General features: G+C 65.9%; 17 protein-coding genes and 1 pseudogene. 8 read left to right on the top strand and 10 right to left on the bottom strand.

Annotated features, from left to right (window positions below; all coding sequences use genetic code 11):
* Positions 1–97, bottom strand: a pseudogene (locus MBTS_RS23580) (RNA polymerase sigma factor); the annotation flags it as partial.
* Between the two features lie 283 nt (positions 98–380).
* Between MBTS_RS23580 and MBTS_RS00355 the strand changes: the two are divergent.
* From MBTS_RS00355 to MBTS_RS00345, 3 genes are all read left to right on the top strand, one after another.
* Positions 381–650, top strand: coding sequence for a hypothetical protein (locus MBTS_RS00355; RefSeq protein ID WP_373321314.1), 270 nt, complete (start codon positions 381–383; stop codon positions 648–650).
* A gap of 331 nt (positions 651–981) precedes the next feature.
* The gene (locus tag MBTS_RS00350) at positions 982–2,286 is read left to right on the top strand and encodes a glycosyltransferase (protein ID WP_192214868.1); all 1,305 of its coding nucleotides are present in this window, start codon (positions 982–984) and stop codon (positions 2,284–2,286) included.
* A 475-nt stretch (positions 2,287–2,761) separates the two neighbouring features.
* Entirely contained in the window at positions 2,762–3,616 is an 855-nt protein-coding gene (locus MBTS_RS00345) for a GNAT family N-acetyltransferase (protein ID WP_192214862.1), read from the top strand.
* Positions 3,617–3,742: 126 nt separating this feature from the next.
* Here the strand turns inward: MBTS_RS00345 and MBTS_RS00340 are convergent, their stop codons facing one another.
* The 3 genes from MBTS_RS00340 to MBTS_RS00330 form a co-directional block, all read right to left on the bottom strand.
* Complete coding sequence (locus MBTS_RS00340) at positions 3,743–4,507, bottom strand: phytochelatin synthase family protein (RefSeq protein ID WP_192214861.1); 765 nt, start codon at positions 4,505–4,507, stop codon at positions 3,743–3,745.
* A 40-nt stretch (positions 4,508–4,547) separates the two neighbouring features.
* On the bottom strand, positions 4,548–5,468 hold the full coding sequence (locus MBTS_RS00335) for an adenylate/guanylate cyclase domain-containing protein (protein ID WP_192214860.1): 921 nt from the start codon (positions 5,466–5,468) through the stop codon (positions 4,548–4,550).
* A gap of 498 nt (positions 5,469–5,966) precedes the next feature.
* Positions 5,967–7,205: a cytochrome P450 gene (locus MBTS_RS00330; RefSeq protein WP_192214859.1), complete on the bottom strand. Its 1,239-nt coding sequence runs from the start codon at positions 7,203–7,205 to the stop codon at positions 5,967–5,969.
* A 143-nt stretch (positions 7,206–7,348) separates the two neighbouring features.
* On the opposite strand from MBTS_RS00330, the gene MBTS_RS00325 reads away from it, so the two are divergent.
* The gene (locus tag MBTS_RS00325; protein ID WP_238254102.1) at positions 7,349–7,672 is read left to right on the top strand and encodes a hypothetical protein; all 324 of its coding nucleotides are present in this window, start codon (positions 7,349–7,351) and stop codon (positions 7,670–7,672) included.
* A gap of 96 nt (positions 7,673–7,768) precedes the next feature.
* Here the strand turns inward: MBTS_RS00325 and MBTS_RS00320 are convergent, their stop codons facing one another.
* From MBTS_RS00320 to MBTS_RS00310, 3 genes are all read right to left on the bottom strand, one after another.
* The gene (locus MBTS_RS00320; RefSeq protein ID WP_192214858.1) at positions 7,769–8,623 is read right to left on the bottom strand and encodes an alpha/beta fold hydrolase; all 855 of its coding nucleotides are present in this window, start codon (positions 8,621–8,623) and stop codon (positions 7,769–7,771) included.
* A complete protein-coding gene (locus tag MBTS_RS00315) occupies positions 8,613–9,767 on the bottom strand; it encodes an MFS transporter (RefSeq protein WP_238254103.1) in 1,155 nt (384 codons plus the stop codon). Before MBTS_RS00315 ends, MBTS_RS00320 begins: the two co-directional genes overlap by 11 nt.
* 104 nt (positions 9,768–9,871) lie before the next feature.
* A complete protein-coding gene (locus MBTS_RS00310) occupies positions 9,872–11,143 on the bottom strand; it encodes a glycosyltransferase (RefSeq protein WP_192214857.1) in 1,272 nt (423 codons plus the stop codon).
* A gap of 743 nt (positions 11,144–11,886) precedes the next feature.
* On the opposite strand from MBTS_RS00310, the gene MBTS_RS00305 reads away from it, so the two are divergent.
* The 4 genes from MBTS_RS00305 (at position 11,887) to MBTS_RS00290 (ending at position 17,635) form a co-directional block, all read left to right on the top strand.
* Positions 11,887–12,648, top strand: a complete 762-nt coding sequence (locus MBTS_RS00305) for a response regulator (RefSeq protein WP_192214856.1) — start codon at positions 11,887–11,889, stop codon at positions 12,646–12,648.
* 32 nt (positions 12,649–12,680) lie between these two features.
* Entirely contained in the window at positions 12,681–13,652 is a 972-nt protein-coding gene (locus MBTS_RS00300) for a cytochrome-c peroxidase (RefSeq protein WP_192214855.1), read from the top strand.
* Positions 13,649–16,138: a two-component system VirA-like sensor kinase gene (locus tag MBTS_RS00295; RefSeq protein ID WP_192214854.1), complete on the top strand. Its 2,490-nt coding sequence runs from the start codon at positions 13,649–13,651 to the stop codon at positions 16,136–16,138. Before MBTS_RS00300 ends, MBTS_RS00295 begins: the two co-directional genes overlap by 4 nt.
* An 87-nt stretch (positions 16,139–16,225) precedes the next feature.
* The gene (locus MBTS_RS00290; RefSeq protein ID WP_192214853.1) at positions 16,226–17,635 is read left to right on the top strand and encodes a cytochrome P450; all 1,410 of its coding nucleotides are present in this window, start codon (positions 16,226–16,228) and stop codon (positions 17,633–17,635) included.
* 569 nt (positions 17,636–18,204) lie between these two features.
* Here MBTS_RS00290 and MBTS_RS00285 read toward each other — a convergent pair.
* From MBTS_RS00285 to MBTS_RS00275, 3 genes are all read right to left on the bottom strand, one after another.
* Positions 18,205–19,017 (bottom strand): alpha/beta hydrolase, encoded by an 813-nt coding sequence (locus MBTS_RS00285; RefSeq protein WP_192214852.1) that lies wholly within the window; start codon positions 19,015–19,017, stop codon positions 18,205–18,207.
* Between the two features lie 306 nt (positions 19,018–19,323).
* A complete protein-coding gene (locus MBTS_RS00280) occupies positions 19,324–20,109 on the bottom strand; it encodes an alpha/beta fold hydrolase (protein ID WP_192214851.1) in 786 nt (261 codons plus the stop codon).
* A gap of 452 nt (positions 20,110–20,561) precedes the next feature.
* Positions 20,562–21,317 (bottom strand): SDR family NAD(P)-dependent oxidoreductase, encoded by a 756-nt coding sequence (locus MBTS_RS00275; RefSeq protein WP_192214850.1) that lies wholly within the window; start codon positions 21,315–21,317, stop codon positions 20,562–20,564.
* Positions 21,318–21,381 lie beyond the last annotated feature (64 nt).

The following is a 21,381-nucleotide window of genomic DNA, read 5'->3' as shown; positions in this document are numbered from 1 at the left end:
CCAGATCGTCGGCATCGGTCGGATTGCGCAGGAGGGCCCGCGCGTATCGGCGCAGGGCCGGGATCAGCGGCTCGATGAGGCGCATCATGTCCATCATCTCCTGTCTCCTGGCATGGGCGGGGCTCCTGTATGCGTGCCGGCCGGACCGAACGTGCTCAGGGGCCGGCGACAGGGGCATGGACGCCGGGAAATCGTGTTTATTCCGCGTTCGCACAAAAAAACTTCGCACCCGGCATCGAGTATTCGTTCACGCTGATGTGGTCTCGATCATGGCGTTGGAATTTTTCGATAGGATCATGGAATAAGCAGCCGAAGACGTCGTCTGTCCGGCATCGCTGCTCGACGAGATCGGATCGAGCAGGAAACACCGGAGACCTGACATGACGATGATCAAGACCGTTTCGGCCGTCGCTTTCGCGTCCGCCTGCACTTTTGCCGCCCTGACCGGAGCTTCCCAGGCCCGGACCGTCCCGCATCGGACGGAGAGCCCGGCGATCACCGGCTCGATCCCGGTGCCGGCGCGATCCGCGTACTGGCTCGGCGGGCCGGACACCGATAGCGGAAACGCCAAGAACCCCGCTTTGCCGGGCTATGCCCAGGCCCGTGGCCAGGAGACAGGCGGTCCCGCTCGGGAACTCATCCCGAACTGAACCGGCTCGTCCCGGGCGCGCGTGAGCCCGCGCTCGGGACCTCTCGCCTCCATCCAGTCAAGGCAATCTCGTTGAGACCGGCACCGTGGTCCAGACACAGGCATCACGCGAGTAACCGGGGACGATCGCCCGCTCGCGGATTCGATTGGGAGGGATGGCCAGCGTATCGAAGTTACGGACGTAACTCTCCCGCGCGTCGATGAAACGCTGCAGTCATCTGCAGGGCGCAGACGATGGCAACTGAATGGAATCGGTCATTCACGGCCGAGCGCAAGGACAGCGCGGCGCGTGCGGCCGTCCATCAATTCTCCTTCGTCGCAACGGGTATCGCATGAAGATCCTTTTTGCCGCCACACCCTCCACCGGCCATCTCAATCCGTTGCTCGCCATCGCCCGCATGGCCCTTGCCCGCGGCGACGAGGCCCTGGTGGCCACAGCCACTTACCTCCGGACGTCCGTCGAAGCATCCGGTGCCCGCTTCCGGCCGCTCGCCCCCGGTGCCGATATCGATTTGACCCGGGCCGAGGAGATTCTGCCCGAGCGCGCCAGCCTACCCCCAGGGCCGGAGCAACTCCGCTACAATTTCGAGCGCATCTTCCTCGATCCGATGCCGCGACAGGCAGAAACGCTTTGCCGGATCATCGCGACGGATCAACCCGATATCGTCGTCGTCGACGATCTGTTCTTCGGCGCGACGGCCTTGTTCCTGGATCGCAAGACGCCCCGCCCGCCGATCGTCGCCTGCAGCATTACGATCATGGTGGCGGACAGACCGGACGGTGCCCCAACCATGATCGGGCTGCCGCCTGCCCTCGACGAGGCCACACGGACGTCTTACGCAGCCATGGCGGTCGAAGCTGAGAAAGTCTTCGGAGCGCCGATCCGAGCCTACGCGGATGCCAAGCTCGCTGAAATGGGCCTGCCGCCGCTGCCATGTGGAGTGCTGCACTCGCGGCACCTCATGGCCGACGCCTTCCTCCAGACGACCGTCCCGGCCTTCGAATACGATTTCGGACACATGCCCGAACACGTCCGGTTCGTTGGCGCCTTGCCCCCACCGCCGTCGCGGGATGCAGCGTTGCCGGATTGGTGGGAGCAGCTCGACGGGTCCAGAAAGGTCGTGCTCGTCACACAGGGCACGGTCGCCAACGCGGATTTCGGTGAGCTTGTCGAGCCGACCCTCGCTGCCCTCGGCGACCGCGAAGAACTGCTGGTGCTCGTCACGACCGGACGCCGGCCGATCGGCAACGTCCGCGGACCGGTCCCAGGGAATGCTCGGCTCGCAGAGTTCCTCGATTTCGCGACGCTCCTACCGAAGATCGACGTGCTGGTGACCAATGGCGGGTACGGTACGGTGCAGCTGGCACTTCGGGCCGGCGTGCCGATCGTTTCAGCGGGGCGGACCGAGGACAAAGCCGAGGTTGGGGCCCGGGTTGCGTGGTCGGGTGTGGGTCTCGAGATCCCCTCGCAGCGGCCTGAATCTCGGGAGCTGCGTGCGGCGGTCGATCTTGTTCTGACCGATCCGTCCTATCGCGCCCGTGCGAGGGCGATCGCGGCGGACATGGCTGCGATCGACACGCCGGCCGCAATATTCAGGGTTCTTGATAGCCTCGTCAAAAAATCCTTTTCGGCGTGATCGACATCAAGATCGACGTCATCGCGGGACAAGTTCCGGCCTTTGGTTAGGTCGGCAGATATTCGTCACGCTAGGGAAACTTGAAGCTCTTCAAAGTCCGTTTCAGGACTGAGAGCCGATGATCCGTATCCTTTTAGCCAAGCGATCATTTCGTTTCGGTCCAGCTGTCCATCCTGTCGCGAGCCTAAGCGAAGACCCACCGAAATCTGCTGGTTCGCTCCGGAGTAGGCCACGTGCAAGATCTGTCGGACTTCCGCCAATCTCGTCGGACAGATTCGAAGCCCTGAACGTTCCACAGAACGAATGCGCACACCCGCGCCGCTCCTTGCCTTAGCTAAGACGACGTACATTCCATCGAAAAAATCGATATTTGATTATAAAATCCATGTAGATGCGCATGAGTTTTACTTTTTATAGACGATCGGATGAGGTCCCGGCTCTTCGGGCACGAAGATCATAACATAATTATCATGTGATGTCCGGGCTGTTGAATGGGATGGAAGATCATATGATGAGGGACATAAATCGTTCAGCAGAGTTGATCGAGCGCGATGCCTGGATCGACTGGTTCGCGGCCGCGCCCGATGGGGTGCGTGATGAGCTTGGCTTAACGAGCACGACGATCGCCGGCATGGGGCTGCTAGGCTGCCGCGCTATCCCGATCATCGAATTGAATCGGGCGATCGCCGTCGGCATACAGAAATCGCCGTCGATGACTGATCTCGATGCCGCAGCCTCATGGCTCGACCGGCATACGGTGTCCTGGGCGATGCAGATCGCACCGGGGGCCCGAACACCTGCACTGAGCGACTTTATTGCACGTGCTGCGCTGTCAGAAGCGGGTTCGGGTTGGGCGAAATTCGTCGCTCAAGATGCCCCTCGCAGCCGCGATCCGATCCTCGAGCCGGTGACCGTCGAGATTATCGATGACGAGAGAGCAGACGAGTTCGGCAGGGCCGTCATTGAGGGATTTGGTCTTCCGGAAGTGTGCCAAGGTTGGTTTGCCGCGCTTGCCGACCGCCCGCTTTGGCAATGCTTTGCCGCCATCGTAGATGGTGAGATTGCCAGTTGCGGCGCCATGTTCGTGCGCGATGAGGTTGCTTGGTTCGGAATGCAGGCAACCCGACCGGCTTTTAGATGCCGCGGCTTTCAGCGCAGCATCATCGCCGCGCAGATGAGTGCGGCTGCGGAGATGGGTGCAACAGTTTTCACCTGCGAAACATCGCACCCCATCAATCGCGCCGACAAGGGCTTCACATCGTATCGCAATCAAGAGCGGGCTGGTTTGACCTTCAGTTACGCTCGCCCGAACTTCAAGCGGACGGCCTGATTAATCCGATATTGATCAGCTCCATGAACGTCAGGCATAAGGAAACGTCGACCAGTAGCCCTGCGGTCGATCTTCCGGGATGTTAACGAGGGGCATCCAAGGGCGACTGCGCTCAGGGCACCGGCTCTACCACCGGCCCTCAACCGATTCGTCCACGACCTCAGACCGAGTTACATCGACGATCAGCAATCCACGTGACTTGCCGGAGGTGTTGTCGTGCGTCGCAACGGCGCGCCACAGGCGCTCGCTGCTGACAAGAAAGGGCCGGTAATCTCCGTTGACATCCCCGACAAAGACGAGGTCCTGGCTCGGCAGATATCCGAGGATCGGCGAGAAATGCCCGGCTCCCCGGCCAAATAACGGACCCCGGTGGAAGTTGACGATTAGCCGTTTTCTCGGATCGTTGCCGCTCTTCATCAGGTCGCGGAATGCGGGCAACGAGAGATCGCGCACGACGTGCACCTGACGGTCGAGCCGTCGTCGTATCAGGTCGGCCAGCTCCTCCAGCGTCAGACCGTTCACGAGCACGCCGAACCAAGGCTGGAACGTCGTCCCGCGGAGCACGTCGGCTTGCGAGAAGTCGACGCCGAGGGAGCGGAGCAGGTTCGCCACGGTGGCAGGACCGCAGAAACTCGGGTTGCGCTGGTATTCGTAGGGCCGCCTGCGGTACGCGGCGGCGACCGGCAGGGCCCAGGCCCGCGCCAGCAGTGCAGGATCATGGAAGTCCGGCCGCGTCTCGATCGACGTCACGGATGTGTAGGCGTTCGGTCTGAGAAGATGCGCACCGACACTGACCGCACTGGCGAATCCTGCCAGGAGTGCGGTCAGTCCGAGAAAGGGCGCCAGATGGCGCTTCCAGCCCCGGCCTCGTCGAACCTGTTCGGCAGCCATGCAGATCGTACTCCGGTCCATGGACGACTGCGCCCGGCTGCTACGTGGCCAGAGCGATAGCAAACAGCCGCAAGACGGCACGCGCGCCTCGTACGGGCTGAACGGCGATGATCCGCGCCTCGCAAGACGTCGCATCCCGCACCACGGCTTCCGAGACGATGCAGTCGCAGGCCGTTGTGCGGGTCATCTGCTCCAGGCGGCGTGCGACGTTGACGGTATCGCCCACCGCGGTGAACTCGACGCGCTCCGCCCCGATGGCGCCGACGAACACCGGACCGCGGTGGAGGCCGATCCCGATGCGGACCGGCGGCAGACCAGTCCGCCCCCGCTCGCGAGTCCAGCCCAGCATCGCGGCGGCCAGGGAGCGGGCCGCCGCGATGGCGCGATCGGTGTCGCCGAACCCCGCGTGCGGTACGCCGAATACGGCCATGACCTCGTCACCGACGAATTTGTCGACCAACCCGCCGGCCGCCTCGATTGCCTCCGCGACCCGGCACCGGAATTCAGCGAGGAAGGCCGCCACATCGCCCGGTGACACGGTTTCGCAAAGGTGAGTGAAGTCGCGGATGTCGGCAAACAACACCGTCGCCTCCTGCTCCCAGCCAGCACGTAGGGTCGAGGGATCAGTCTCCGCCACCAACCGAGCCACCGCTGGCGCCGCCAACCGCGCCAAGTTGTCCCGGTGTACCATTGCGACCCGCGCGACGGAGCGCAGGCGCCGCACCTCCAGCGCCAGCGATGTCAGGGCAAGCCCGGCGAGACCGAGAGCCATCGGCTCAGACCCGGTCGCGGCTGCGAGCCCAAGAAGCAGCGCTGCCGGCGCCGCCGTGAGAAGCGCGCCACCCCAGGCCGCGGCCACGCGGTGCCGGCAGAGAGTCGGAGCCGCCCCGGCCTCACGGTGCGGCCGGCCAAACCAGGGAGCCAGATCTGCCGCCGCAGCGGTGGCTTTAGGAAGGACCATCGCCGACATCAGCAGCCCGAGCAGACGCGATTGATGATGCGTTGCGCCCGGAGATGCTCGCGCTCCAGCGTGGGCGAGCGGACTTCCCGACTCGTTGAGGACAAGAGCGGGCGCGACGGTGAGGCGAGTCTCGGCACATCGAGCTGCACAAAGCGCGGGACCGTCTGCGACAGCGCAGCGGTCGGGACCGCGAGAGACAGGAGAAGGGCTCTCGCCGCCGTGCTTGCGATCGTTCTTGTCCGCTTGAAAACCATGATCGTATGCTCCGATGTGTGGAGCCTCAGGATCGAGTTCTGGAATTACACTGCAATTGCGAAACAACCAGAAACCCGTGACATCGGAAACGCATATCGATGTATCTGTAGTTGTATTATCAATCGAGAAGTTGACCATTATTTGAGTGCGATCTGCCGATGCTCGATTGGCACCCGCTCCAGCGGGGCGGGTGCCGTCGTGCGTGCCATGGAACGACGGCCGCTCATCGAATTTGGTGCCTAATCAGGCGGCGACCTGCAGCGGACCGATGCGGCGGATGCCGCTGTGGCCGTGGACGACCGGCATCGCACCTGTCAGGCGCAGGCCCGGAGCGAGGTGCGTCAGGGCGCCCAGCCCCTCCTCCAGCTCGACCCGGGCGAGAGCCTCGCCGATGCACCGGTGTGCGCCGCCGCCGAAGATCGGATGCAGGCGCGGAAGGTCGGCCCGACGGATGTCGAACGTGTCGGGGAGCGTGTAGACCGCCTCGTCCCGCAGGGCCGACAGGGTCGAGAGCATGATCATGCTTCCTGCCGGCACAACGGTTCCGTCGAGGTCGATCTCCTCGCGGGCGACCCGCCCCGCGGAGCCGACGCTCGGCTCATAGCGGAGGGCTTCCGCCACGGCGGCCGGGATCAGGCCTGGATCGTGGCGCACCGCCGTCCATTGCTCCCGATGCTGCAGCAGCAGCCCCGCCTGCAGGGCGCCGGCAACCCGGGTCGTGTCAGTCCCGCCGATGATCATCTGTACGAGCTGGACGACCACCTCCTCAGGCGTGAGATCGCCCGCCGCCTCGGCCTCCGCAAGGAAGTGCGATAGGAAATCGTCCTGGGGCGCCGACCGACGCGCTTCGAGGATCGCGCGCACGTAATCCTGCAGCGCGGCCGCCGCCGCTTCGAGGTCCGGGATGTCCTCCGGCCCGAAGGTGAAGCTCAGCACCCGTGAGACCTCGTAGGCAAGGTGCGTAAAGCGCGGGATATCCTCGTGCGGAAGGCCCAGGATGTCGGCGAGGGTCTGCGCCGGGATGAGCGCGGTGTAGCGCTCGACGAGGTCGACCTCCCCGTCCGGCAGCCAGTCTCGGATAAGGCTCGCCGCGGCCGTACGGATCCGGGGGCGCAGGCCTTCGATCATCCGGGCCGCAAACGTCCGGGTGAAGGGTGAGCGGCGTCGGCGATGGGTCGCCCCGTTGGCGGTGAGCATCCCGTGCGCGAAGATGTCGAAGAGCCGGCCCTCCGGGATCCCGCGCGTCTCGGGGTAGAGCGTCTCCGTTGCCCGGACCCGCGGATCGCGCATGAGCCGATCGACGTCCCTGGCCCGGAGGACGACGAAGCCCGCGACCTCGTGGCCGACGACGGGCAGCCGGGGCCGCCAGCTGCGGAACGTCCCGTGCGGATCGGCCTCCAGTTCGGCAACCGTCAGAATTGGGATGCTCTGGGGAGGCTCGAGCGGGCCGGCCTGTCGTATCCGATTTTCGTTTCCATCCATCGACATATCCTCGCTGCTTTGAGAGAGGAGCCTCGAAGGCCGAAGTTACACGAGCATGTCCAATGGAGAGCAGACGGTTACCGTCTTAACATGCCGCCTAACCGGGCGGCCACGCGTGCCATTCGTGCGAAAGAACACGTGCGATGCGGCGCTTCGTACGCGTCGAGGCTCCTGAAATCGTGCCGTCATCCATTGCTCCGAGAACGATCCGCATCACGGGAGAACTTCTCATGCGGGCAGAACAAGCGGACCAAGACATCTTCGAAGCGTTGCTGAGGCGCACGATCACCCAGTCCGTGATCGATGGCCTGGATCACGCAATCCCCAGCGCGACGGTCTTCGCTACGCTCCTGCAGCACCACGCGTGGCGTGCGCGCAAAGAGCAGCTGAGCCCCCAGACCCTCCAGGTCATCGCGTCGGCGCGGCGCCTCCTGGGCAACCGAGCGCCAAGGCGGCTCGATCCGTGAGAAGGACTCGCGGCTCAGGGCGGCATCCGGGACGGATGCCGCCCTGAGCACAGGCACCGTCCGGCTTCACGCGGGCGGGAAGGCGGCGAGGCCCTATCAGCCGCCGGCCTTGAGGCCGACAGCCAGGAACCGTTCGATCATTGCGTTGACCTGATCGGCGACCTCGATCGTATTGAAATGCCCCGCGAGCAGCGTCTTCGCCGTCACCAGTTGCGGACAGAGTTCACGCAGCCTGTCGAGGTTCCGCGCCTGCTCTACCAGGGGGACGTCCGCCGAGATGTAGGCCATGGGGATCCGGCAGGCGCGTGCGGCCGGGACGGGGTCGTGGTCCTGCACCATGCTGCGCAGCGCCGCGTAGGCCACGTGCTGCGGCGTCCGCTCAGCCGGGCCGCGGATGAACGTGTCGAAGAGTGCCTGCCGCCGCGCCGGATGGTCGTAGTCGCATCCGATCGCCCAGGCCATGTCCTGCACGACGGTCTGGTAGTCCGGGCTGCCCACGCCTGCCAGCAGACCTTCGATCTCGGCGCTGTCCGCCGCGTCGTGTGATGGCAGGACGATCGTGTCGATCATGACAACGCCGGCGGCGAGGTCGGGATGGCGGCCGCACAGTTCCAGGGCCACCGCACCGCCGAGGCTGTGACCGATGACGACCGGCTTCGCCAGGTCCAGGGTCCGGCACTGCCAGGCGATGTCGTCGGCGAAGCCCTCCATCGTGTAGTCCCCCTCGGGCGCATCGCTGGCACCGTGGCCGCGCAGGTTGACCGCCACGACGCGGCGCGACCGCGCGAAGTGCGCGATCTGCGGCGTGAAGACGCCGTGATCGCCGGTCCAGCCGTTGATTAGGAGCAGGGGGAGAGCCTGGGGCGTGAGTGGTCCGGCCTCGATATGGGCGAGCCGGGTGCCGTCGCGAGTGAGGTGGACGGGCTGCCACGGGGGCGGGTCAAAGATCATGTGGGTTCTCCGTGTGGCTGCGAGGGGGGAGCGGGACGAGGACGGCCGGACGCGCAAGGCTGGCATAGGCGGCGATCGCCGCGAGGCAGGCGCCGAGCATCACGGCGGCCATCGACAGGGCGGAGCGCCCGTCGAAGAACCGAGCAACGAGATCGCTGGCGATGGCCGCCCCAATCATCTGAAGGCAGATGACCACGGCGCCGGCGGTGCCGGCGGCCTCGGGGCTCGCCTCCGTCGCGCCGTGCATGGCGTTTGGCGAGACGAGGCCGAACGCCAAGCTCATGCCGGCCATCGCAGCGATCACCGGCGACGCCGCGGGCGGGCAAGCCAGCGCATGGAGGAGCAGCATCGCCGGCAGGAGGGTCGCTCCGGCGAGACTGATGCCAATCACCCGATGAGGACAGATGCCCCGGGCGGTGAGGCGGCCGTTCAGGGCGGCGCCGGCCATCACCGACAGGGAGCTCGCCCCGAAGACGAGCCCGTAGGCCGTCGGGCTGAACCCAAGGACGTCGATGAACACCAGTGCGGAGCCGGTGATGTAGGCGAAGACCGCGCCCGCCGCCGCGGCATTGCAGAGGGCGTGGCCGAGGAAGGCGCGGCACGCCAGGATCCGGCGACAGGGGCCCAGGATTCCGACCGGCACCGGGCCGGAGGCACGAGGCAGGGTTTCCTCGACATGTGGGATCGCCGACAGGACCGTCAGGGCCGCCACGAGCGGAGCGGCGTGGATCAGGCGCCAGCCGCCGAGGTCCATCAGGCCGGCCCCCAGCGTCGGGGCCACCATCGGCACCACGTTGATGCTCAAGACGACGAAGGACATCCGGACGCGCGCCGCCTCGCCGGCGAACAGGTCGCGGACCATCGCGAAGACCGCCATGCCCGGGCCTGCTGCGCCGATCCCCTGGATGGCCCGGAACAGCAGGAAGTGCGGCAGCGTCCGTGCCGCGGCGCAGCCGATGCTTCCTCCGATCAGGAGGAGGCAGCCGCAGACGATTGCCGGCCGGCGGCCTAGCCGGTCCGAGACCGGCCCGTAGACCAGGAGCGCAGCCCCGAGTCCGAGCAGGTAGATGGCCAGGGCCGCACCCATTGCGGCAACCGGGACGTGAAGCGCGACCGCCGTCTCCGACAGGCTTGGCAAGATCATGTCGATCCCGAAGGTGGGGAGTGCCGCAAGTAGCCCGAGCAGCGCCGAGAAGGCCCGCGAGTCGGGGCGAATTCTGGGGCGTGCCGGTACGGTGGCGGTTCCCCTCAACCCCAAAGCCGGCCTCCGTCCCGGGATGCGGCGTCCCGATGTGCGGCAACCATCGCGGCGATCTCTCGGACGAGCCCGCCCGCGTCGAGATCGGCCCGGACGGCGGCGCCGAGGCCCTCGGCGGCCGTGCGGAAGGTCGGTTCCGCCAGGAGCCGGTGGACCGCCGCAGCGATCTCGTCGGCGCTCGCCGTCGCGGGCAGGCGTAGGCCGGCGCCGCGCAGCGCGATCCGGGCGGCGTTGTCGGTTTGGTCGCGGGCGAGCGGGATCACCAGCAGCGGCACGCCGTGCAGCAGTGCGCGGCTGACGGTCCCGTGGCCGCCCTGGCAGACCACTAGGTCGGCCTCGGTCATGAGGGCGTCATGGGAGGCGGTCGCCACAACGCGGATGGTGTCGGGGGCGTCCAGGTCCCTGGCGTCGACGTTCGGGCCAGTGGTCACGATGGTCTCGGCCTCGACCTTCCCGACGGCGCGCACGATCCGCCGGAGGAGGTCGGTCTGGTTCTGGGCACCGGTGCTGCCGGCGACGAGAATGCGCGGCTGGCCCGCCCCGGACCACAGGGTCCGGGCGCCCTGCGACCAGACCGGCTCGTCGAGCAGCGGGCCGATGTAGCGGTAATTGGCGGGGAGCACCGCCCCGTCGAAGTCGAAGGCTTGGCTGACCGCCAGGAGGACCCGCTCGGCCTGTTCGTAATGCGCGAAGGCGGTCGTGACCGGCGCCAGCCCGAATGCGCGGCGTGCAGCGTTGAGCGCCGGCCGGCTGCGCTCCATTGCCAAAACGATCGTGTCGGTTGCTGTGTCGACCGCGGCCCGCTCCGCTTCGGTCCGCGGCGGCGTCAGGCCGCTCGCGGCGGGAGGCATGCCGGGCAGCGGGCGAATGCTGATATGCGGCGACAGGATCGCGTGCGGGATGCCGGCCACCTCAGCGGCCAGGGCGCAGCCGACCAGCAGGTCGATGCTGAGGACGGCGTCGGTCGGGAGACGACGGATCTCGTCGAGCGTGTCCGCAGCGTAGGTGCTCGCTGGGGCGAACATGGCTTGGCGCAGCCAATCGGACAGATCCGAGAAATCGACCGGATCGGCCTCCTGTCCGGTCGGGGCCCGGCGCCACCCGACGAACGGAAAGCCCGCCGCTTCAACCTCGCCGATCATCGCCGGATCCGCCATGACACGTGGGCGGTGGCCCGCCCGGCGCAGCTGCCGCGCTGCCGTGAGCACAGGGCTGAGATTGCCCGTGGTTCCCCAAGAAATGCATAGGACGTCAAGCGACATGGCGGGATTCCCGGTCTAACCGCGCGGGCGCGCGGTATTCATGTTGTGATGGGGGGCTTTGCCGACGTGCAGGCGCGGATGTACGGATCCGGTCCGCGGAGCGACTGCACATGCCGGTTCGAACAGGGGTGAACCGGATGGATGATGATGGGTGCGCGACCTAGCGGGTAGTCTGTCCGATCAGGTCGTGCAGAACGAGGCTGTTGCGTTCCGGTCGGCGTCCCGGATCCGGTGACGGAGCCGAAACGGCAGGCTCCCGCCGCCTCTTAGCGGGCAGTCCGATAAGTTCAGCTCATGATCCGAGACGCCCGGACCTTAAAAGGTAAAAGTGTCTGCGGCGGAGCGCTCGTCGCCCGTCAATCGTGGAACCGTTCATCTCAGCCTACCGGAAGTGGTATAATGACTGTGATTTTCCTCAGTTACGCCACTGTTTCGGCGCGCAGAATTTTGTATTACAATGGTAATACAATCATATAGACACGTACCGAAGCCATGTCTGGCGCGAATGCTTGCACGGGGGCGACCGTACAATATGAAGGGCGCAATCCTTTGGGGGGCATGATACCAAATCGGCGGTTCAAGGCCCCACGTCCGGACACGACTTCCTTGGCATCCAGGGCGGGCCGGTGACGGACGCGGGGATCTGCTGGGGTTCGTCGCTCGGCGTGACAGGTCTCCAAGTTTCCGACCCTGCCTGTCGAGATCATGGCGGCTCGGCTGGCTGCCGCGAGAAGGAGTTGGTAATGATCGAACCCAGTCTGAGCCGGAGTCCGGCTCGAGGCGCACGGGCCGGTACGACGCGTATCCTGCTCATTGAGGACGATGCGGGCATTCAGCGCATCGTCTCGGACCACTTCGCCGACCACGATGTCGATGTGACTCCGGCGACCGACCGGAGGGAGGCGGAGAGGCGGCTCGCGGAGGGCGCGTTCGACCTCGTTGTGCTCGACCTGCGCTTGGGATCGGAGAACGGCCTCGATCTGCTGCGCGACCTGCGCGCCCGGAGCGACCTACCGGTGATCATCACTACCGGCCATCGCCCGGACGAAATCGACCGGGTGATCGGCCTCGAACTCGGCGCGGACGACTACATCGTCAAACCCTACGGCCTGCGCGAGCTACTGGCGCGGGTGCGGGTCATCCTGCGCCGGGCCGAGGTCACGCCCGCCCCGACGCGGGTTCAGGACTCCCATCGCAGCCGCTTCGACGGTTGGGTGCTCGACCGCCGGCGCCGGCGCCTGACCGATCCCGACGGTGCGGACATCGCTCTGAGCAAGGGCGAGTACGCGCTGCTGGTCGCCTTCCTCGATGCCCCCCAGCGTCCCCTGAGCCGCGAGCAGCTCCTGCAAGCCACGCGTGTCCACGAGGATGTGTTCGACCGCAGCATCGACGTGCAGATCCTGCGGCTGCGACGCAAGCTGGAGGCGGATCCGAGCGCGCCGCGTCTGATCGTGACCGAGCGCGGCATCGGCTACGTCTTCGCCGTGCCCGTCGAGAAGCTGTGACTGTGGCACCGTCGCGCCGGGCCTATTCCCCCGTGGCGGCCTTAGTCGCCGCCCTCATCGGCAGCGCCCTGTCCATCCTGCCGTCGGCCGCCGGGGAAGGCCCGCCGGGTGCGTCCAAGGCGGCCGAGGCTGTGGAAGCTCAGGACGTCATCACCCCCGTCCCGAGCAGCCTTGGGGCGGATCCGGAGCGGGTCGCCCTTGGCCGGAGGCTGTTCACCGACACTCGGCTGTCGCGTGGGGGCGACCGGGCCTGCATCACCTGCCACGATATCCACAGCAGCGGCGCGAGCGCGGCTACCCGAAACCTGACCACCGACGGCACATCGATGCCGCGCAACACACCCACGGCCTTTAACGCGGCACTGAGCTTCCGCTTAGGTTGGGCGGGCGAAATTCCGACGCTGGCGGACCAAGCCGAGATTGCTTTGACCCGGCCGGAGTTCCTGGGTGGATCCTGGTCCCGCATCCTCGCGGTGATCCAAGCCGACCCGGCACTCGATGGTCCGTTCCGGGCGACCTATGGCCGGGAGGCCGATCGAGCGGCGGTGATCGACGCGATCAACAGCTTCGAGCGCAGCCTGCTCACGCCCGATAGCCGCTTCGACCGGTGGCTGCGCGGCGACGTCCAGGCGATTACCGAGTCGGAGCGGTCGGGCTACACCCTGTTCAAAGGCATCGGCTGCGCGGCTTGCCACCAGGGCGCCAATGTCGGCGGCAACCTATTCGAGAAAGTCGGGATCTTCGTCACGATCCCCGACAAGGCCGCCGAGGTGCTTCGAGTGCCGAGCCTGCGAAACGTCGCGGTCACGGCCCCCTACTTCGACGACGGCGGTGTCCCCACGCTCCCCGAGGCGGTGCGGCTGATGGCCCGGGTGCAGCTCGGCCGGGAGCTGACCGACGCACAAATCGGCTCCATCGTGGCGTTCCTCGGCACGCTCACGGGCTCGTACGAGGGGCGTCCACTGACGCCTTCGCCGGCGCCCGACACCCCGCCGCAGCCATGAGGTTGACCCTACAGGCCGCCGTCCTCGGCGCGCTGCTCGCCGCGCTGCTCACGTGGCTGATGATCAACGGCAAGGGCGAGATGGACGCCGCCTTTGGGCAGACCCGGCGCACGGTCGATGCCATCGCCCTCGCCGAATCCCGGATGCAGCACGACGTGCTCCGGGCGCGGACCGGACTCCTGCGCAACTACGATCCGATCGTAGCCCACCTCCGCGAGATGCAGGCAGCGCTGTCCGGGTTGCGGGCGGCGAGCGGGCCGGACGATAGCGAGATGCGCTCGCTCGTCGAGGCGATCGACCGGGAGGCGCAGATGGTCGAGCGCTTCAAGACCGGCAACGCCCTCTTGCAGAACTCGATCGCCTATTTCAACTCTCTCAGCGATCGGCTCTCCGAGCCGGATATCGATCCCAACCTCGCCCGCGCGGTCGCCGCCCTGCAGATCCGGGTCGCGGAACTTGCCCGCGAATCGAGCCCCAAGCGCTTCGACGACATCCGCGCCCGACTCGATGTCCTGGCGGCGGGCGCACCTTCGGACCGAGGCGCGGACATCACCGCCATCGTCCTGCATGGGCGCCAACTCCTGGAGTTGCTGCCGCAGGTCGACACTGTCACCCGTTCCCTGCCGGACTCATCGAGCGAGGCGGCTCGCCAAGCGCTCTTGGAGGCTCGTCGTACCCTTCGGGACCAGCGGCAGGCCCGTGCGGACGGATTCCGTCTCGCACTCTATGCGGCTGCCTTGTGCTTGGTGGCCTTGGTGGTGCGCGTGGGCCTGCTGATGCGAGCAGGGACTCTCGTCTTGCGTCGAACGATCGCCTTTCAATCGGTCGTCGCTCAGGCCGCCAACCATTTCTCGGCCAGTCAGCCCGATGAGATTGCATCGCGCATCGTCGATGTCATGGCGATGGTGAGCACGGGAGCCTGCACTGATCATTGCTACATACTGATGCTCGACGGTTCCGATGCGGTCCATCTGTGGAACCGAGCGGGGCTGCCGGAGCCCCGCGGATGGCCGCTCACGCAACGCGCTCTGGTGCCTGACATCATCACTGCGCCTGAAGACTACATCTTCATCGAGACATCGGACGAAATCGGGCCCCCGGCACTGGTTCGCCCCCTGGCGGAGCGCGGGGTCGCGACGTTTACCTGCGCGCGCCTGCGACGGGGGGGACAAATCGTCGGTGTGCTGTGCTTCGAGCGCACCATCAGCGTCCTGCCCCCCTGGATGCGGCACTCGCGCGGGCTCCTGCGCGTCGTGGCCGAAAGCTTCGGCGCGGCGCTGGAGCGCCAGCACGTCTGGGCTGAACGTCGCGAGATCGAGGCGGCCCTGCGGCGTGCGCAGCGACTCGAAGCGATCGGGATCTTCGCCAGCGGCGTGGCGCATAACATCAACAATGTGCTCAACGTCATGCTCGGTCATGCCGAGATCGCCGCGGATGCCCTGCCGGTCGATCCGGGACGGGCAACCGAGCATATCGGGCTGCTGGTCCAAGCGGGTGGTCGGGCCCACGAGATCGCGGGACAGATCCTTGATTACGGGCGGCGGGGCTGCTCGTCGCAGAACACGAGCGCGGTCGACGCGATCGTGGCCGAGACGGTGGACGTGATCCGCACATCGACCGCAGACCCGACCGCGATCCGCTTGACCGGGACCACCGACGGCGCGATCGTCGACGGCGAGCCGGCACAGCTGCAGCAGGTGATCCACAATTTGATCCGCAACGCCATCCAGGCTTCCGAGCCGGGCGCAGCGGTCGACGTGCAGCTCGAACGGGTCCAACTTCCGGAGCGGCGCGCTCTTTCTCACGGAGAGCTGCCATCGGGCGCCTACGCCTGCATCCGCGTGTCCGACAAGGGCCGCGGGATGGACGAGGCTACCCGCGCTCGGATCTTCGAGCCATTCTTCACCACGCGTCCCGCCGGAACTGGCCTTGGGCTCGCCACGGCCTTTGAGTTTGTCCAGGAACAGGCGGGCGCCATCGACGTCCGGAGCGCCCCAGGCGTCGGCAGCGCGTTCGAGGTGTGGCTGGCCGCACGCCCGGCGGCAGAGCTCGGCGTCTCGGCCGCCGGCGGCACCGTGATGATCGTCGGAGCCGCGCGCTCCGCGGTGCAGGAGGATGAAGAGACCCTCGCGGCCCTGGGTTACGAGCCGATCGGCTACACAGATCCGGACGCGGCGCTGACCGCCTTGCGGACGGAGCCGAAGCGCTTCGACCTGCTCATCGTCGAGAATCACCCGTCGCTCTCGCTCGGTCTGGCCTTCGCCCGCCGCGCTGCCCGTATCGTCGATCGTCCGATCGTGCTCTCCCTCTCGGCCGCCGACACGGTGCGACCGGAGGTTCTCTCGGCGATCCCGATCGTCGACGTCGCGCACCGACCCTGGCGTTCGAGCACGCTCGCACTGACGCTGCGGCGACACCTGGGGTCGGAAGCGCGGAGCGCGCCACCCCAGCGCAAGGTCGCCCCCGATCGAGTGGTAGCGCAGTAGCAAGTCATGACGGTGCCCCGACAGGCAGCGGTCGCCTCGGACCCTGCGCAGAGCTTGGCGGATCGGTCTTCATGCAGCGAACGGCGCATGGCTGCGACCGCCTTCGATCAGGACACACCGATGGAAAGCATCCCCAAGGTACCCGACACGTGCGGGCAAGTCTGCTTCACCCCGCCCATGCCACCGCTGGCGCCGGACGGCGTGGGCGCCCTCGGCATCTTGGCGGGCCTGCGCCGCAATGCCTATTCCGCCTTCCCGCCGCGGTGCCGCGAGCAGCCGGTGCTCGTACTGCCCATGCTCGGTCGCGACGTGGTCATCGCGGCTGGTCCGCAGGCGATGCGCGACGTGCTGGCCACGCGCCCGGGTCTCTACCGGCGCATCGCGGCCGGCGACCGCATCTTCGGTGCCCTCATCGGACGCGGCGTGGCGGCCAGCGAGGGAGAGGCTTGGCGCCGGCAGCGCCGGATCCTGGCTCCGGCCTTCACGCCCCGCACCGTGACCCTGCTAGCCCCGCACATGGCCGCTTGTACCGAGGCGGCCCTCGGCCCGCTGGAGGCATCCCGCGGGGAGCCCTTGGACCTGCTCGGGGTGATGCAGGATCTCAGCCTCGCCGTCGCCTGCACGAGCATGTTCTCTCTGGAGACGAAAGCCTTCGGGCCACAGCTGCGCGACATGCTCCACTTCTACGCGGACGGCATCGGGCGGCCGCGCGCCAGCGACTTCATCCTGCCAGGCTGGTTGCCGACGTTGACGACCTTCCGCCGCTCTCGCTTTCGCCGGCGCTGGCGGGCGCTCATCCTTGCGATCATCGCCCGGCGCCGGGCATCTCACTCGGCCGGGGCGCCGCGCGACCTCTTCGACCTCCTGTCGGATGCCTACGGGGATCGGGATGAGGACCTCCTCGCCGATGAGGTCTCAACGATGATCTTCGCCGGACACGAGACGACGGGCCTGACGCTGTTCTGGGCCTGCTACCTCCTGGCCAATGCGCCAGACTGGCGACGCGCCGTTCGACGAGAAGCGCGGCAGGTCGACTTGTCCCCGGTCGGAGCTGGGTCGGCGGCCGGCGCGCTGCCGCACACGCGCGCCGTGGTGGAAGAGGCGCTGCGGCTCTATCCTCCGGCGTACATGACGGCACGCCAAGCGGTGGCGGATCATGAGCTGTGCGGCGTACCCGTCAGGCGCGGGGCCATCGTGCTGATGCCGTTCACCCTCCTGCACACCGACCCGCGTTTGTGGGTCTCGCCCGAGCGCTTCGATCCCGGGCGCTTCCTCGGCCCCGAGAAGCCGGATCGCTACAGCTTCCTGCCGTTCGGCGCGGGGCCACGCGTGTGCATGGGGGCGCAACTCGCCACCTCGGAGGCGGTCCTGGTCCTGGCGCGGTTGCTGCGGGACAATGACCTCGTCCTTGACGAAGACGGGCCGGTGCTGCCGGTCGGCGCATTCGCCACCCGGCCAAACCGATCCCCGGCTTTCCGCTTGCTTCCCTGCGCATGAGAACCGACGCGGCAGTGGGGTCAGATCCGCGCGCTCGGCGCGCCTGGAAGAGGCATCGGATTGCAAAAAACTTTCCGGAATCTTGGGCGCTTCGCATTATTGCGCTGCAACGTCGCCCGCTGGCGCATCCGGCGCATGATGACCGAGGATCTTTCGCACATCAGGGAGGAAGGCCGGCGGCCGAGCCTCCATCCTTCGCCAGGCACGACCGGATCGTCGCAGCGGCCACCGTAAGGGATCCAAGCTGAGCCCGGTCAAGAATGGCTGCCCACATCACGGCGACCCGCGCCGCGATGGCGCCCACACGACTCGAAGGACCGAGCGGTTCAGGCCGAACCTGGGGATCTGTCGTGTCGGAGGGGATGGTCCCATCGACCGACGCACCTGAGGTGGGGCGCATGCCTTGGAGCAGGGGGCCATCCTGCTGAAGTGACGGAGTGGGGCACAGAGCCGTCAAATCGCGGCTCAACGGCGCGTTGGAGTCGCTTTCACCGCCCGCGGGACCAGTCCACGCGGCAACGGCCCGTACGCGCGCACCCGCTCAGCGACCTCTCGTCGGCCCACTGCGGTTACCCGCCGTGCATTTGGAGCCACCCGGCGATCCCGCCCACCACCTCCTGCTCGATGCCGTCGTAACCATGGGGCGAGAGTGAACCGCAGCCCCTATCCGAACGCTGCATGCCGCCGCTGACCGCAAGGATGCGAACACTCGGCGCGTGCGACAGGGCGGCGGCGATGCGTGGAGCCATTTCGGGTGGGGTCACGGCGCAGGCATCGTCGCGGTTGGCTACGACGAGCACGGGAACGCGCACGCTCTGCGGGTCCGCGTCGAAGACCGTCTCGGTGCTCCGTCGTCCCGGTATCGACACGGCCTCGGTCAACACCAAGCCCGCAAGAAGACCCGGCCCGGCTTGGGCGGCGCCTCTCATCGCCGCTATCGTCCCCTGGCTGGTGCCAATGAGGAAGACGGGCGAAGGCGCTTGATCCCGGGCGAAGGCAGCCAGACTCACCACCAGACGGCCGTAGGCTGGAGAGCTTCGCAGGCCTCGCAAGTTCGCCCGATCGAGAGTGTCCGGAACCAGGACGGCGTAACCCCTTGCCACCCAGTCGGCCCTCGTGCGGACAACGAAATTCTCCTGGTGTCGCAGGTCGCCATCGCGCCCAACGCCGATGTTGCCGGAGCCCCCCGGCAGCATGACGAGTGTTGCCCGGGGGTGAGGCGGTGCGTCGTAGAGGACGCGCTGGTTCTGACCGTCGCCGAGCAGCAGATCCACCACCCGCTCTCCCGCAACAAGGGTTTGCCTCGCCAATCCGGTCTGTGCGATGGCCGGAGTGCCGAGCAGGCACAAGGCAAAGAGCGAGAGGGTGAATTTGTCTAGCATCGCAACTCTCCCTTAACAGACCGGCAGGACTGTCTTGAACGATCCATGAAGACTGCGCTTGCATCCCTGCACGTTGTGCGCAGAGCCGTCGGTTCCCTTCCGAAACGGCCTTTCGTGAGCGGTCCGGCAGCGTCGGCTCGGGGTGGCAAACGGATACTGGTTTGAGGCCCGAAGGCCACCCATTGGCTCAGACCCAGCCATAGGCCTTGCCGGCAGGATACCAATGCGACTTGCTCGGAACGATACTTGGGCGCCAGCCTCCCACCGCCGTGCCGGCGACGATTCTTTGCCACGCGACGTCTGATGTTACCCGCCTGTCACATAGGCATGGGCGAAATCACGTATCATGGCGTTGATTTGATCAGGTACGAGAAGTGGCGAGAAGTGACCTGACCCCATCGTCTGTCCGACCTTGATCTGAGGCTGGACCTCGCGCAAGCGGTCGATGTTCGCACCGGAGGTTTCTGCGCCAATATAGGCGATCGGCACTGCACAACGCCTTGCAGCAGGCTCAGCATTGTAGTGGAGGATATGGTCATCAAACGCACTTGAGAGAACGCGCTGTTGCGTCTTGCGAAGCGAAGCAAAAAACGCTTCTCGGATACCAGGATCTTCGCCAGGTAGGTATAGACCTTGAAGACTTAAATCGATTGCCTCTATGTAGTCGGTTCTATTTAATCTTTCGCTTAATTTTGTCATTTCTTGCAGAAAAAATGGAGATAGACAAACATAGCTATCTATCATTACAACTGCCCCTACGAGATATGGGTAATTTGCGCCAAATTCGAGTGCAACTGTCCCGCCCATGCTGTGTCCAACGACGATGGGTCTTTCGATTTCGAGATTTCGACAGGTCCATGCAAGATCATTGGCGAAGTTTGTGACCGTATAATCTTCAGGCGGAGCATCGCTTTCGCCATGACCGCGAAGATCGACCGCGATAGTCCGCCGTTTCTGCCCAAAAAACTCTTGTTGATGCCTCATGAATGAGCGGTTGCATCCCCACCCATGCACCAGAAGTACTGCAGATTTTGATCCGCCACCAAGCTCTTCATAGACCAATTTCACCCCGCCTTTTTTTACTTCCGGCATGCCAAGTCTCCATGGTTGCTCGCCACATGCTTTCATTCCGTCAATGTTACGGGCCGATGCTGAGAATGAGATTTTTGGTTGCATCTGTAACGCTCAGCTCCTGGAAGCATCACTCGGCGTACAAGCTTATATGAACTAAACAGGTAGTTTGTTAACCCGAGTGCAAATGCTTCAAGGAGTCGCTTATGAGCTTGTGGCACCAAAAAACCCAACTTCACTGCTCATTGTCGGATGCAGGAATACGATTTATCTTGGTCCTTAGGTGTGGAACTCGCAAGCAGCCAGTCCGCTTCTCATTAAGAGTTGTGGGAAGCGGACAGGAGTGCTTACGTCGGCGGTGCCGAGGATTGTCGTATTTTCGTTATCGGCCGCTGACAGGGACCATAGTTGGCGAGCCCCAAAAGCAGTCGGCTGGCGGGAACGTTGGAACGGGGCGTGTTCACTTCGCTTTGTCAGACTTGAGCCTGACCACCGTCGACGAACAATTCGACGCCGTTGACGAAGCTCGCCTCATCGGAGGCCAGAAACAGGACTGCATTTGCGATCTCCGTCGCCTCGCCGACGCGTCCGAGGGGGATGCGCGAGCCCAGGAAATCGAGAAGGCCCTGCTGCTTCTCGGCATCGTCGCCGGCGAGGCCAACGAGACCCGGCGTGCGTGTCGCGCCGGGGCTAACCACGTTGACGCGGATGCGCCGCTCCTTCAGGTCAAGGATCCAGGTGCGCGCGAAGTTGCGAACGGCCGCCTTGCTGGCGGAATAGACGCTGAAGGCCGGCGTCCCTTCGCTGCCGGCGGTCGAGCCCGTCAGCACCACCGCGCCGCCATCTTTGAGAAGCGGAAGGGCCTTCTGGACGGTGAAGAGTGTGCCCTTCACGTTGGTGTCGAAGGTGCTGTCGAACTGCTCCTCGGTGATGGCACCGAGCGGCGCGAACTCGCCACCGCCGGCATTGGCGAAGATGACGTCGATCTGCGCGTGCTTCTGCTGGACGGCGTCGTAGAGGCGGTCGATGTCGGCGAGGTTCGCCATATCCCCCCGGACGCCGGTGACCCGGCCTCCGATCTGCGTCACTGCCGCGTCGAGCGTGTCCTGACGGCGGCCGGTGACGAAAACCGAGGCGCCCTCCCGCGAGAAGGCCTTGGCGGCGGCGAGGCCGATGCCGCTGGTGCCGCCGGTCACCACCACCACCTTGTCCTGGAATCTGCCGGTCATCGTCGTTCTCCATGGTTCGGCTGCGTGTGAGCCACTGACGGGAGAGATGATCCGAGAACGATAA

It is taken from the genome of Methylobacterium bullatum (assembly GCF_014845095.1).
Classification (GTDB): Bacteria; Pseudomonadota; Alphaproteobacteria; order Rhizobiales; family Beijerinckiaceae; genus Methylobacterium; species Methylobacterium bullatum.
Note: the sequence above shows the minus strand (reverse complement) of the source record. Positions and strands in the feature narration are given on the sequence as shown.